A 13,596-nucleotide genomic window follows, 5' to 3' on the forward strand; every position below is an offset into this window, starting at 1 on the left:
AGTAAATATATAAAAAATTAAAGGTTCTTTTTTATCCTTTTTTTTAAAGCTTTGAAAAACAAGAATCTTATGCTACAAATATGACAAAACAATTGGCTACTCTTTTTTGAAATACTATATTTGCACGTTTTTACAAAGAAGTCGATTAAAATTAAATAGAAGATGCAAAACAAAGGACTTATCAGATTATTCGCTATCCTTTTTGGATTAGTAAGTTTATATCAATTATCATTTACCTACTTCGCAGGGAATGTTGAGGATGCCGCAAAGGTGTATGCGAAAGGAAAAGTTACCGATAATGACGGTAAAGCTTTAGCTAATTTTGAAAAAAAATATCTAGATAGTGTTGGAAACGCTAAAATTATAAATCTAGGATTTGCTGAATATAGCTACAATGACATTAGAGACAAGGAGATGAATCTTGGTCTTGATTTAAAAGGTGGAATTAATGCAATTTTACAAGTATCTGTAAAAGATATCTTAATAGGATTGTCTAATGAAACTAGCAATGTTATTTTTAACCAAGCTTTAGAAGCTGCAGATGCAGCACAAAAAAACAGTACTAGTACATATTTAGACTTATTCTTTTCGGAATTTGAAAAATTAAGTAACGGAACTGTTAAGTTAAGTGATCCTTCTATTTTTGGAACAAAAACCTTAGCTGATAAAGGAATTAATTTTAACAAAACAAATGCTCAGGTTAAGCCAATTATCCAAACAGAAATAGACAATTCTATTGATACTGCTTTTGAAGTATTACGTAGTAGAATTGATAAATTTGGTGTTACACAACCAAGCATTCAACGTGTTGGTAATTCTGGTAGAATTCAAATAGAATTACCAGGAGCAAAAGATATTGAGCGTGTAAGGAAACTATTAGAAAGTACTGCCAAATTACAATTTTGGGAAGTGTATACGAATACAGAAGTACAAAACTTCTTCTTTACTGCAAACACAAAAATTACTGAGCTTTTAAAAGATGAAAATCCTACAGTAACAACAGATACTATCAAAAAAGATGATATCGATAACTTATTAGGGAAAAAAGATTCTACAGAAGTAAATAACCAAAAAACATTATTTACATATTTATCTCCAAATATAGCACAAACCCAACAACAAGTTAGTTCTTTAGTTGCAATGGCTAAAGTTTCTGATACTGCAGTTGTAAATAAATTATTAAATAGAAAAGAAGTTAGAGCTTTATTACCTAGCAATCTTAGATATGTAAAGTTTTTATGGGATTATAAAGCACAACCAAATGCAGATAAAACTGCAGAAGTTATCAGTTTATATGCAATCAAATCTAACAGAAAAGATGTTGCTACTATAGAAGGTGATGTAATTGTAGATGCTTCTCAAGAATTTGATCAACTGAACAAACCAGAAGTAAGTATGACAATGAACTCTACTGGTTCTAAACAATGGGAAAAAATGACCACAGAAAATGCTGGTAAATTTGTTGCTGTTGTTTTAGATGATTATGTATATACTGCTCCTTCTGTTAATCAACCAATTTCTGGAGGTAGAACTTCTATTTCTGGTGGATTAATGACAGTTGAAGAAGCACAAGATATTGCAACAGTTTTAAAAGCTGGTAAATTACCTGCTGCTGCTAGAATTATTCAAGCAGAAGTAGTTGGACCATCTTTAGGGCAAGAGTCAATTGACAAATCTTTGAACTCATTTGGGTTAGCAATAGCAATGGTATTAATCTGGATGTTCTTCTATTATGGTAGAGCAGGTTTATTTGCAAACATTGCATTAGCGGTTAATATTTTATTCATCTTCGGAATTTTAGCATCGTTTAGTGCGGTTTTAACATTACCAGGAATTGCAGGTATTATCTTAACAATTGGTATGTCTGTAGATGCAAACGTTATTATTTTTGAAAGAATTAAAGAAGGATTAAACGGCGGAAAAGGATTAAAATTAGCTGTTGAAGATGGATTTAGTGTAAAAGGAGCTTTATCTGCAATTATTGATGCAAATATTACAACCTTATTAACTGGTATTATTTTATATGTTTTTGGAACAGGACCAATTAAAGGTTTTGCTTTAACGTTAATGATTGGTATTGCAACATCATTATTTACTGCGGTATTTATTACTCGAATGTTAATTGATGGAGCTATTAACAAAAATAAAAACTTAACATTTAATACTTCTATTTCTAAAAACTGGTTTCAAAATATAAATGTAGAATTCTTAAGAAAACGTAAAATTGCTTACGTTATTTCTGGAGCTATTATTATTGGAGGAATCGTTTCTATGGCAACTCTAGGATTAAAACAAGGAGTTGATTTTAAAGGTGGTCGTTCTTATGTTGTTCGTTTTGATCAACCAATGAACTCTACTCAAGTTGCTGAAGATTTAAAAGAAGTATTTGGATCTGCACCAGAAGTAAAAACGTATGGAACTTCTAATCAATTAAAAATAACAACTGTTTACAAAATAGATGACGAAGGTTTAACTGTTGATGACGAAGTACAAGCTGCTTTATATAACGGATTAAAACCTCATTTAGGCTCAACTACATACGAGAATTTTAAACCTGGTTTTGAAAAAGCTGGTAGTGGAATTATGAGTTATATGAAAGTTGATCCAACAATTGCCGATGATATTAAAACATCTGCATTATGGGCGGTTTTAGGTTCGTTAATTGTAGTTTTCTTATATATCTTATTACGTTTTAGAAAAATATCATTTAGTTTAGGTGCGGTTGTTGCCGTATTCCACGATGTTTTAATTGTATTAGGAATTTTCTCAATATTATACAGATTTATGCCGTTTGATATGGAAGTCGGACAATCATTTATTGCAGCAATATTAACTGTAGTTGGTTATTCATTAAATGATACGGTGGTAATTTTTGATAGAATTAGAGAATTTGCAGGAATTCATACAAAATGGAATTACACAAAAGTAGTAGACAAAGCATTAAGTTCTACTTTAGGAAGAACAATCAATACTTCTTTAACAACATTATTAGTAATGATGGCTATTTTCTTATTTGGTGGTGATTCTATTAAAGGATTTATGTTTGCATTAATTGTTGGTGTGGTAGTTGGAACATACTCTTCATTGTTTATTGCAACTCCTATTATGTTTGATACTTCTAAGAAAGTAGAAAAAGAATAATCTGAAAAGACTAAAATAAAAAAACCGTTTTGAACTTAATTCAAAACGGTTTTTTCATTCAATAACAAGAACGTATCTTTGCAAAATGAACACCATTAAACTACACGATTTAAGTTTTAAACCATTTATTGATGAAATTGAAATCAATAACATTGTTAGCTCTTTAGCACAACAAATTGCTAAAGATTGCGAAGGAGAAACTCCTTTGTTTATCGGAATTTTAAATGGTTCTTTTATGTTTGTTTCAGATTTTGCTAAAGCTTATAAAGGAAATTGTGAAATTTCATTTGTAAAACTTGCTTCTTATGAAGGAACATCATCAACAGAAAAAGTAAAACAACTTGTTGGTTTAAATGAAAATATTGAAGGCAGAACTGTAGTTATTTTAGAAGATATTATTGATACAGGAAATACATTAAAAGAAATTTATGACATCTTTAAAGATAAAAAAGTAAAGCAATTAAAAGTTGCAACCTTATTCTTTAAACCAGATGTTTTTAAAAAAGATTTACCAATAGATTATATCGGAAAAAGCATTCCAGATAAATTTATTGTCGGCTACGGCTTAGATTATAATGGATTAGGAAGGAACTATCCTACCATTTACCAACTAACAACACAACAATAAAATTATGAAAAACATTGTATTATTTGGTCCTCCAGGAGCAGGAAAAGGCACACAAGCAACATTGCTAAAAGAAAAATACAATCTAATTCACATTTCTACCGGAGATGTTTTTAGATACAATATCAAAAATCAAACGAAATTAGGTTTATTGGCTAAAAAATACATGGATGAAGGAGATTTAGTTCCGGATGAAGTAACAATTGAAATGCTAAAAGCAGAAGTAAATAAAAATGCAGATGCAAACGGATTTATTTTTGATGGTTTTCCAAGAACAGAATCTCAAGCAAAAGCACTAGATATTTTTTTAGCTGAAAAAGGAGAAAAAATTAACGGAATGGTAGCTTTAGAGGTTTCTGAAGATTTACTAGTTGCTCGTTTATTAGAAAGAGGAAAAACAAGCGGAAGAACAGACGATACTGACGAATCAAAAATTAGAAATCGTTTTAACGAATACAATACAAAAACTGCAGTTTTAAAAGACTATTACCAAGCGCAAGGAAACTATTATGGTGTAAATGGAGTTGGTAGTATTAGCGATATTACAAATAGATTAGCAGAAGTTTTTGACAAACTTTAAACAACTGTTTATGCGTTAAATCGTTTATGTGTTTATCACAAACACGAATAAACTATTAGACAAATCAACATATAAACAATAGAAATAATGACTGAGGGAAATTTTGTTGACTACATAAAAGTGTACGCATCTTCTGGTAAAGGAGGAAGCGGATCTATGCACTTACACAGAGAAAAATTTATTACCAAAGGTGGTCCAGATGGTGGAGATGGTGGTCGTGGTGGACATATTATTCTTCGTGGAAATAAAAATATGTGGACATTATTTCATCTAAAATTTAAAAAACATTTTAGAGCAGATCATGGTGGCTCTGGAAGTAAAAGTAGAAGTACTGGACACGATGGAAAAGACATTTATATAGAAGTGCCTTTAGGAACTATTGTTAGAGACGCAGATACCAACGAAATTCTATTCGAAGTAACAGAAGACAAACAAGAAGTTGTTTTATTACGCGGTGGAAAAGGCGGTTTAGGAAACTGGCATTTTAAATCTTCTACAAATCAAACACCAAGATATGCACAACCAGGAATGGATGGAATTGAAGGTTGGTTTTTACTAGAATTAAAATTATTAGCTGATGTAGGTTTAGTTGGATTTCCAAACGCAGGAAAATCTACTTTGCTATCAGTAATTACCTCAGCAAAACCAAAAATTGCTGATTATGCATTTACTACGCTAAAACCAAATTTAGGAATTGTAGAACATAGAAATCATCAAACTTTTGTAATGGCAGATATTCCTGGAATTATAGAAGGTGCTGCAGAAGGAAAAGGTTTAGGGTTTCGTTTTTTACGTCATATTGAACGTAATTCTACATTGTTATTTTTAATTCCTGCGGATAGTGAAGACATCAATAAAGAATATAAAATTTTATTAAACGAACTAAAAACACACAATCCAGAGTTGTTAGATAAAAATAGATTATTGGCAATTTCTAAGGACGATATGTTAGATGATGAGTTAAGAGCAGAAATTACAAAGGATTTACCCTATGGCGTTCCACATATATTTTTCTCTTCAATTGCAAACACAGGATTGACAGAATTGAAAGATCAACTTTGGAAAATGTTGAATTAACAATATAATTGTCTGTTCGAGCGGAGTCAAGAACTCTTCTTTAAAAAATAAAAAATAGATTTTCGGAAACGGAAATCTATTTTTAGTTTTAGTTGTAAATTTCATGAATAAAAAACCTTCGTTTTTTCTAAATTCGTAAAATAATTAGTATAAAATTTGTGAATTCGTGGCTAAAACCAATATTAAATCAACAACCTAATTTACAGTAATCTGAATCGGAATTTGATATTGTGTAGCAACCGGAATTCCTCTTTTGGTTGCCGGAGAAAGCCTTGGTAAATCGCGCAAGCTTATTGTAATTAAACTATCAATTGTGGGGATTTCTTTTTTTAGAGTTTCAGAAGAAGTAATTTTCTGAATAGAAACAATGCCTTTATTATTGATTAAAACCACAACATTGATTATTTCGTTTACCGGGTTTTTAACTTCTAGTTTGTGTTTTGCTAAACTTTCAAAAATGTGTTTATGAATTGTATTTCTAAAACAGTCTGTTTTTTTTGCTTTATCGATAAAGTTTTTACACGCTTCGAATGTTGGAAAAACATCAACAGAAGAAAAATCAATAATGGTGTCAACTTCTTGTAAATTAGATTTCTTACTTAAATTTAAGTACTCACAAGAAGTACCAATCAAAATAAGTAAGAAAAGAGAAAGTACTCGAAATCGCATGCTATAAATTTACTAGGTAAAAATACGATTTAATTATTGTTCTAAAAAATAGTGCTCAACCAAAAAAGCAGGAATAACTCCTGCTTTAAACTTTGGATAAACAATTAAAATTTATTCTACTACAAAAGAAATTGGTAGTGTATATTTCATTCCTACTGCTTTACCTCTTTGTTTGCCAGGAATCATTTTTGGCAATAAACTAGCTACTCTTTCCGCTTCATCTTTTAACTTTGGATGTGGAGCTCTTGCTTTAATTTCAGTAACTTCTCCGTTCTCATTTATTCTAAAAACAACCCAAATCTTTTTCTTTCCTTTTGAAATATCTAAACTTTTTGCTAAATCAGCATTAAACTCCTTAACTATTTTCATTTTTATATTTTCGTTTAAACATTTCTTTTTTTGTTCTCTAGTTCCTTTACAACCTGGATAGACCGGAACCTCTTCTATGATTGCAAATGGTACATCATTATTGTTTTCTGAATATAATGCTTTATTCGTTTTGTTGTTTAAACTATATGTAATTGGCAACGTATACTTCATTGCAACATATTTACCATCTTTCTTTACCTTAATTAATCTTGGTAAATTATTAAACATATTCCCAGCTTCAAAATCAAGTGGTATATTTTTAATTTTTACATCTTCTAACCCTCCATTAGGTGTTATTGTAACTTCTAATAAAACTCTGTTCTTGTTTAAGTCTAAAGAAATATTTGTGTTTTTTAAAACAAATTCCTTAACCTTAAAATAAAAATCACTCCCAACCTCATAGGTGCTTTTATCGTTAATATTTATTTTATTCATCAAATTACTTAATGGTGTTTTTGAAGAAAATTCAGAATTATTTTTTAATTCCTCATCAACTAAATTTATATCTTTCTCACAAGAAGTATAAACTAACATACTTGCCAATAGTGGCAATAACAATAAATACTTTGCCTTTTTAATTTGTTTTGATTTGTTTTTTGTCATCATAATAATTCTTTTTTTAATGAGTGAATGTTTGTAAAATTGATTGACAAACGAAATGTTTTCAACCTGAAAAGTTTGGCTTAGTAAAGTGTTAAAATAATCTTGCTTTTTTGTGTTTTTTATAATGGCAGCGTCAGAAATATATTCATGCAATAAGGTAATTTTATGTTGATAAAAATAAATCATTGGGTTAAACCACATTACAATTTTTAACAACTCAAAAAACAATAAATCTACTGAGTGTTTTTGTTTTGCGTGAATTAATTCGTGCTCAATAATTGATTCTTGTTTTTCTGCCGGAATATTTTTTCCTAAAAAGATATAATTAAAAAATGAAAACGCATTGTTCTCTTTTGGTAGTAAAACCAATCTATAAAAATGTTTTTGTATGGTTTCATTCTTTGTAATTAACCAAATAATTTTAAATAGTTTTATCAGAAATACTATTGTAAATAATAAAGCTCCAATCCAAAATAAAAGGTTTAGATAATTGAAAGATCCATCCCTATAAAAAGTCGTTTGTTCTATTACTTTTTGAGGAGACAACATCACTTCTGGGAGTAAAATCATAATTTCTTGCGGCATTGCCTTTTGAAAAGTTGGGATTTTTATCAAAGGCAACACAAAAGATAAAATTGGAGTTCCTAACAAATACCATCTGTTATACTTGTAAAACGTTTCTTTACTTAAAAAGAAATCATACACCGCTAAAAACAGTATTTGAAATAAAACGACTTGAATAATATAAGTTATCATAGTTCTAATTTTTATGTCAGGTCGAGCAGATTTGAGACCTAAATGACCTCTCGACTCCGCTCGAGGAGACAATTAATTCTCTTTATTAATTTCTTTTAAAATAGTTTCTAGTTCAGCAATATCCATATCGTTCTTTTTTACAAAAAAAGAAACCATACTTTTAAAAGAACCATCAAAATAACCATCCACAACTTTATGCAAAGTTTGGTTGCTATACACATCTTTATCTACAATCGGATAATACACATAACCTCTTCCTTTAGTTTTGTGATGTACAAATTCTTTGGTTTCTAAAATTCTAATAATTGTAGAAACGGTGTTATATGCTGGTTTCGGTTTTGGAAGTTGTTCTATAATTTCTTTTACAGATGCTTCTCCTAAAGTCCATAAAACCTGCATAAACTGCTCTTCTGCTTTTGTTAATTGTTTCATGTTTTTAATTTTTACTTAGCCAAAAAAATAAATTTCTAATAAATTCTACATTGTTTGGAGCACTTTTAGCATGAAAGCCAAACTTAAAAGTTCCTGAATTATTTGTAATTGTTTGTGCTGTAAACATTGCTGCTTCTCCAAATACTGCTAATTTTCCTTTTCCAAAATTTAAAATTGCTCCTTGATATTTGTTTTCTAAATCAGATTTTGGAGTTTCCTTATTAAATTGCCAAGCAACTTGCGGAGCTAAACAATAATCATCTTTTATAAATTTTAAAATTCCTTTTGCTTCTTTTGGAATTGTAAATGAAGAACCTGTAAACGTAGTAATTGAGTTTATTTTTTCACCTAAAGTTCCATTTGTAATTTCCGATTCAACTAATCTTTTATTTGCTTTAGAAAAAACATCAGGTAGGTTTATTCGTTCTTTTTTTAAATATGCAAAACCATCACAAAATTTAAAACCAAAAGCACTTGCTAAATCATTTGCTGCTCCTGCAAAAGGCATGTGATCTGCAATTAGCATCAGCTTACCACCTCTTTTTACCCAATCTTTTAAGAATGCTATTTCATCTTTAGAAAAAGCAGCATAAATTGGTTTGCTCCAATTGCCAACATTTTTTTGATTTATTGGGTTTGCAATTACTAAAATATCATCAGTATTCAGTTTTTTAAGGTTGATAATACTGTCCACGTTAAATCCGTCAGAAATTAACAAATCAGAAAACGGTTTAAATCTCCCTGCTTTTTGATGAAAATTTTGATGGCTTTGATCTATATAAATTGTTGGTCCTTTAGATTTTAAAAACCTTGGATTCTTAATTTTTGGCAAATTAATGTCATCCGCTCTCTGTTGAGAAAAACTTAAATTCACAACAAAACTCAATATAAAAAGCACAATATTTCCCTTTATTATCTTCATGCTACATATTTTCTTCGAACAAATATAACTAAAAAATTAGTTTAAACTAATTTTTTAGTTAAAAATAATTCGTAACAAAGTTTTTGTATTTTCGTCTTACTATAAAAACTACGTCATTACAAAGAAGTATGACGAAGTAATCTCAAAAATAAGATTGCAGCGAATTATTTAATTCTCGCAATGACATTAATTTATGGACATATTATTACTCTTTTTAGGATTTATCTGTATGATTTTAGGAATCATCGGTGCTTTTTTACCAATTTTACCAGGACCATTAACTGGTTGGGTTGGTTTATTATTATTGAGTTTTACATCTGCTGTTCCAAAAGATTGGACGTTTTTAGGAATCACTTTAGCAATTGCAATATTGGTTTGGGTATTAGATTATTTTATTCCTGCCATTGGCACAAAACGATTTGGCGGAAGTAAATATGGAGTTTACGGAACCACAATTGGCTTGCTAATTGGTTTGTTCTCTCCTATTCCATTAGGAATGTTAATTGGAGCTTTTGTTGGGGCATTTATTGGAGAAATTGCCTTTGCAAAAAAGAATTCAGACAAAGCATTAAAGGCGTCTTTTGGATCTTTACTTGGATTCTTTGTTTCCGCTAGTTTAAAATTCGGAGTTGGTTTGGTGTATCTTTGGTTTTATATCAGCACGTTTTGGGAATATAAGTCTGTCTTTTTTTAAAATCGATACATTAACATTGTTTTAAATTCCTCTTTTACATTTTCACCGTTTTTAATCGCAGGAATTATTTTTGGGTTATTTTTTAATATATTTCTTATAGCTTTAGTTAAATCGTTGCATGTATTATTTCCTCGAAATCTTAGAGAAACATCTTCAAATCTACCATTTTCATTTACCACAAAACTTAAATAAATAGAATACCTTCCACTATAACATCCATCACCTTTTTTCATTTCTGAAGTTAATTCTTTATTAATGAAATTTTTTAATTCTCTATTGAAACATCCAAAAAGAAGATCTTTCGGCCCTTGTTCTACATCTTTACAAGAATCAAAGTTGAAATTTTTATCAACACTCATATACGTATATATCGAATCCTTTTTTATTTTATCATTAGTTTGAGAAACTAAATTTATTGAAAAGAACAACAAGAAAACAAGAAAAATATTTTTCATAATAAATTGGCTTTCAGTAAATATACAAATTATAAGGCAAAAAAAAAGCGTCCCATCTCAGGGAAGCTTTCCATTGGTTAACAAAACCACGACACTTTTTTGAAAGTGCCAAAACAACACAACTAAATGCTACTCTTAAAAAAAGCAGCCTGCGAATATACAAGCTTTTTTTAAACTAGCAATAATTAAATTAAAGATTGCTAAAAAAAATTATATTTCCTTAAAATCAATAGTAGTTAAGTCACAAATTTTATATTAATTATTTGTATAATATTTTACGGATTTAGAATAACCAATGGTTTTTATTTAATAAAGTAAGAAATTAAAAATCCATGAATTTGTGAATTCGTGGCAAAAAACTAAAGTTTATCTTAAAAAATTTCTACAAAGAACTAGATTGCTTTATTCTGTAATTGATTGTATCTTTGCGCCTTTATTATTATCCTATAAAGAATACTGCATTATGCAATTATCAGAACAAGAAGTTGTACGAAGAGAAAAACTATCAAAATTACGTGAATTAGGAATCAATCCTTATCCTGCTGATTTATTTCCAGTAAATCACAATTCTAAACAGATTAAAGAAAATTATGCAGAAAGTAAAAAGGTAGTTATTGCTGGTAGATTAATGTCTAGAAGAATTCAAGGAAAAGCTTCTTTTGCAGAATTACAAGATGCTCAAGGAAGAGTTCAAGTGTATTTTAATAGAGATGAAATTTGTGCTGGAGAAGACAAAACTTTATATAATGATGTTTATAAGAAATTATTAGATATTGGTGATTTTATAGGAATTGAAGGAGAGTTATTTACAACACAGGTAGGAGAAAAAAGTGTAAGAGTACAAAGTTTTGTTTTATTAAGTAAAGCCTTAAAACCTTTGCCATTACCAAGAACAGATGCAGAAGGAGTTGTACATGACGCTTTTACAGATCCAGAATTACGATACAGACAACGTTATGCAGATTTAGTTGTAAATCCAAAAGTAAAAGAAGTTTTTATTAAGCGAACAAAATTGTTCAATGCAATGCGAAATTTCTTTAATTCTGCTGGATATTTCGAAGTTGAAACTCCAATTTTACAACCAATTCCTGGTGGCGCAGCAGCAAGACCTTTTATAACACATCACAATAGTTTAGACATTCCGTTGTACATGAGAATTGCCAACGAATTGTATTTAAAACGTTTAATTGTTGGTGGATTTGATGGTGTTTATGAGTTTTCTAAAAACTTCAGAAACGAAGGAATGGACAGAACACACAATCCAGAATTTACAGCAATGGAAATCTATGTTGCTTACAAAGATTATAATTGGATGATGGATTTCTGTGAGCAATTATTAGAACATTGTGCAATTGCCGTTAACGGAACAACTGAAGCAACGTTTGGAAAACATAAAATAGATTTTAAGGCGCCTTACGCAAGAGTAACAATGGCAGATTCTATCAAACATTTTACAGGTTTTGACATTACTGATAAAACAGAAGATGAAATTAGAACTGCAGCAAAATCTATGAATATAGAGGTTGATGCAACAATGGGGAAAGGAAAGTTAATTGATGAAATTTTTGGCGAAAAATGTGAAGGGAATTATATTCAGCCAACTTTTATCACAGATTATCCAAAGGAAATGTCTCCGCTTTGTAAAGAACACAGAGATAATCCAGAATTAACGGAACGTTTCGAATTAATGGTTTGTGGTAAAGAAATTGCAAATGCATATTCTGAATTAAATGATCCGATAGATCAACGTGAGCGTTTTGAACATCAATTAAAATTAGCTGCAAAAGGAGACGATGAAGCTACAGAGTTTATTGACGAAGATTTTTTACGTGCGCTAGAATACGGAATGCCGCCAACGTCTGGAATGGGAATTGGGATGGATCGTTTGATTATGTTTCTGACGAACAATCAATCAATACAAGAAGTATTATTCTTTCCGCAAATGCGACCAGAGCAGCGAATCGCTGCTGATGTTGCACTTACAGATGATGAGAAAGCGCTACTAGCAATCATTACTAAAGCAGAAAAAATAAATTTAAACGAACTGAAAACACAATCTGGTTTATCAAATAAAAAATGGGATAAAACCATTAAAGGATTAACCAAAAAAGAGGTTGCCAAAGTTTCTAAAACAGACGAAGGTTTGTTTGTTGAAGCGGTTTAATTAAAAAAATAGAAAAAGGAATTACAACTAATATAATTCCTTTTTTTTGTTAAAATAAAGAACAAAAAATCAAATAAAGTTGATACAATCTGTTGCTACTATGATTCGTAAAATACTGTTACTTAGTTTTTCTATAATCCTTTTTACTTCTTGTTTAGAAAGTGAAATAAGTTACATAAATCAGGCAGAAAATCAACAACGATACAATAGTCAGATTTTTGAAACAATTACCATTTCTAAAGATGTACGTTACGGAGCAAATGTTACATTAGGTGGCGCAACAACTGGTTTATCTATGGATATTTATCAACCAGCAAACGATACAGAAATCAACAGACCTTTAATAGTTTTAGCACACGGCGGAAGTTATATTTCTGGCGATAAAACCGATTTTACAGAACTCGCTACATTTTTGGCAAAAGCTGGTTATGTTGTGGCATCCATCAATTATAGATTGTTAGATGTTACTCCAACTCAGTTAGCTTTTAAACAAGTTGTAATAAATTCTGTTGCAGACATGAAAGCTGCTGTTCGTTACTTTACTAAAGATGCAACTATAAATAATGTTTATAAAATTGACGCTTCAAAAGTCTTTATTGGCGGATATTCTGCCGGAGCAATTACTGCGTTGCATTACGCGTATGTGCATACAAATGCAGAATTAACTACAATTGGCGGTAGCTCTTTTGTTGATTATGTTAACTCAAAAGGAGGAATTGAAGGAACAAGCGGAAACGAAACATTTCCATCAACAGTAAAAGGAGTAATTAATATTTCTGGAGCGTTATTTAATTCTAATTTTATCAATTCTAACGAACCAAGTTTGTTTAGTATTCACGGAACTGATGATGCTATTGTGCCTTATTTACAAGGCAATGTTAATAATACAGGAATTATTGCTGATGGTTCTGGAATTTTACATCCTTATGCAACTTCGCTTGGATTAAAAAATGAATTAAAAACAATTCAGAACGGAAAACACGATGCGTTTTTAACCTGTAATTCTTGTTTGGTAGAAATAAGAACTTTCTTGTATTCTCAGCTTCAATAAATTAATCTGATTTTATTATATTTTTATTTATCTTTCGAAACGCTAACCAAATTACCGT

The 13,596-nt window shown here is 30.0% G+C and carries 10 protein-coding genes and 1 pseudogene; 6 read left to right on the forward strand and 5 right to left on the reverse strand.

What is annotated here, in order from left to right:
- The first annotated feature begins 162 nt into the window (after positions 1-162).
- From secDF to obgE, 3 genes and pseudogenes are all read left to right on the forward strand, one after another.
- A complete protein-coding gene (gene secDF, locus ABDX67_RS06695) occupies positions 163-3,141 on the forward strand; it encodes a protein translocase subunit SecDF (protein ID WP_347174185.1) in 2,979 nt (992 codons plus the stop codon).
- A gap of 85 nt (positions 3,142-3,226) precedes the next feature.
- Positions 3,227-4,346 (forward strand): annotated as a pseudogene (locus ABDX67_RS06700) (adenylate kinase).
- A gap of 87 nt (positions 4,347-4,433) precedes the next feature.
- Positions 4,434-5,423: a GTPase ObgE gene (gene obgE / locus ABDX67_RS06705; RefSeq protein WP_347174186.1), complete on the forward strand. Its 990-nt coding sequence runs from the start codon at positions 4,434-4,436 to the stop codon at positions 5,421-5,423.
- 195 nt (positions 5,424-5,618) lie between these two features.
- On the opposite strand, the gene ABDX67_RS06710 is transcribed toward obgE, so the two are convergent.
- The 4 genes from ABDX67_RS06710 to ABDX67_RS06725 form a co-directional block, all read right to left on the reverse strand.
- Positions 5,619-6,092 carry a hypothetical protein gene (locus ABDX67_RS06710; RefSeq protein ID WP_347174187.1) on the reverse strand — a complete coding sequence of 158 codons (474 nt, stop codon included), beginning with the start codon at positions 6,090-6,092 and terminating at the stop codon, positions 5,619-5,621.
- A gap of 111 nt (positions 6,093-6,203) precedes the next feature.
- Positions 6,204-7,820, reverse strand: coding sequence for a M56 family metallopeptidase (locus ABDX67_RS06715; RefSeq protein WP_347174188.1), 1,617 nt, complete (start codon positions 7,818-7,820; stop codon positions 6,204-6,206).
- Between the two features lie 72 nt (positions 7,821-7,892).
- On the reverse strand, positions 7,893-8,252 hold the full coding sequence (locus tag ABDX67_RS06720) for a BlaI/MecI/CopY family transcriptional regulator (protein ID WP_347174189.1): 360 nt from the start codon (positions 8,250-8,252) through the stop codon (positions 7,893-7,895).
- Positions 8,253-8,256: 4 nt separating this feature from the next.
- Positions 8,257-9,174, reverse strand: a complete 918-nt coding sequence (locus ABDX67_RS06725) for a hypothetical protein (RefSeq protein WP_347174190.1) — start codon at positions 9,172-9,174, stop codon at positions 8,257-8,259.
- A gap of 193 nt (positions 9,175-9,367) precedes the next feature.
- Between ABDX67_RS06725 and ABDX67_RS06730 the strand changes: the two genes are divergently transcribed.
- Complete coding sequence (locus tag ABDX67_RS06730; protein ID WP_347174191.1) at positions 9,368-9,868, forward strand: DUF456 domain-containing protein; 501 nt, start codon at positions 9,368-9,370, stop codon at positions 9,866-9,868.
- On the opposite strand, the gene ABDX67_RS06735 is transcribed toward ABDX67_RS06730, so the two are convergent.
- Positions 9,865-10,323, reverse strand: coding sequence for a hypothetical protein (locus ABDX67_RS06735; protein WP_347174192.1), 459 nt, complete (start codon positions 10,321-10,323; stop codon positions 9,865-9,867). The genes ABDX67_RS06730 and ABDX67_RS06735 overlap by 4 nt on opposite strands.
- 463 nt (positions 10,324-10,786) lie before the next feature.
- Here ABDX67_RS06735 and lysS point away from each other — a divergent pair, with 463 nt between their 5' ends.
- Complete coding sequence (gene lysS, locus ABDX67_RS06740; protein WP_347174193.1) at positions 10,787-12,487, forward strand: lysine--tRNA ligase; 1,701 nt, start codon at positions 10,787-10,789, stop codon at positions 12,485-12,487.
- A gap of 100 nt (positions 12,488-12,587) precedes the next feature.
- On the forward strand, positions 12,588-13,538 hold the full coding sequence (locus tag ABDX67_RS06745; protein ID WP_347174194.1) for an alpha/beta hydrolase fold domain-containing protein: 951 nt from the start codon (positions 12,588-12,590) through the stop codon (positions 13,536-13,538).
- The last annotated feature ends 58 nt before the right edge of the window (positions 13,539-13,596 follow it).

This window comes from Polaribacter uvawellassae (assembly GCF_039748955.1).
Taxonomy (GTDB): Bacteria; Bacteroidota; Bacteroidia; order Flavobacteriales; family Flavobacteriaceae; genus Polaribacter; species Polaribacter uvawellassae.

What these genes read in the sequence shown, in the direction of transcription:
- lysS (WP_347174193.1), top strand. Translation starts at nt 10,787, where the DNA reads ATGCAATTATCAGAACAAGAAGTTGTACGAAGAGAAAAACTATCAAAA.
- ABDX67_RS06710 (WP_347174187.1), bottom strand. Translation starts at nt 6,092, where the DNA reads ATGCGATTTCGAGTACTTTCTCTTTTCTTACTTATTTTGATTGGTACT.
- ABDX67_RS06715 (WP_347174188.1), bottom strand. Translation starts at nt 7,820, where the DNA reads ATGATAACTTATATTATTCAAGTCGTTTTATTTCAAATACTGTTTTTA.
- ABDX67_RS06720 (WP_347174189.1), bottom strand. Translation starts at nt 8,252, where the DNA reads ATGAAACAATTAACAAAAGCAGAAGAGCAGTTTATGCAGGTTTTATGG.
- secDF (WP_347174185.1), top strand. Translation starts at nt 163, where the DNA reads ATGCAAAACAAAGGACTTATCAGATTATTCGCTATCCTTTTTGGATTA.
- ABDX67_RS06730 (WP_347174191.1), top strand. Translation starts at nt 9,368, where the DNA reads ATGGACATATTATTACTCTTTTTAGGATTTATCTGTATGATTTTAGGA.
- ABDX67_RS06725 (WP_347174190.1), bottom strand. Translation starts at nt 9,174, where the DNA reads ATGAAGATAATAAAGGGAAATATTGTGCTTTTTATATTGAGTTTTGTT.
- ABDX67_RS06735 (WP_347174192.1), bottom strand. Translation starts at nt 10,323, where the DNA reads ATGAAAAATATTTTTCTTGTTTTCTTGTTGTTCTTTTCAATAAATTTA.
- obgE (WP_347174186.1), top strand. Translation starts at nt 4,434, where the DNA reads ATGACTGAGGGAAATTTTGTTGACTACATAAAAGTGTACGCATCTTCT.
- ABDX67_RS06745 (WP_347174194.1), top strand. Translation starts at nt 12,588, where the DNA reads ATGATTCGTAAAATACTGTTACTTAGTTTTTCTATAATCCTTTTTACT.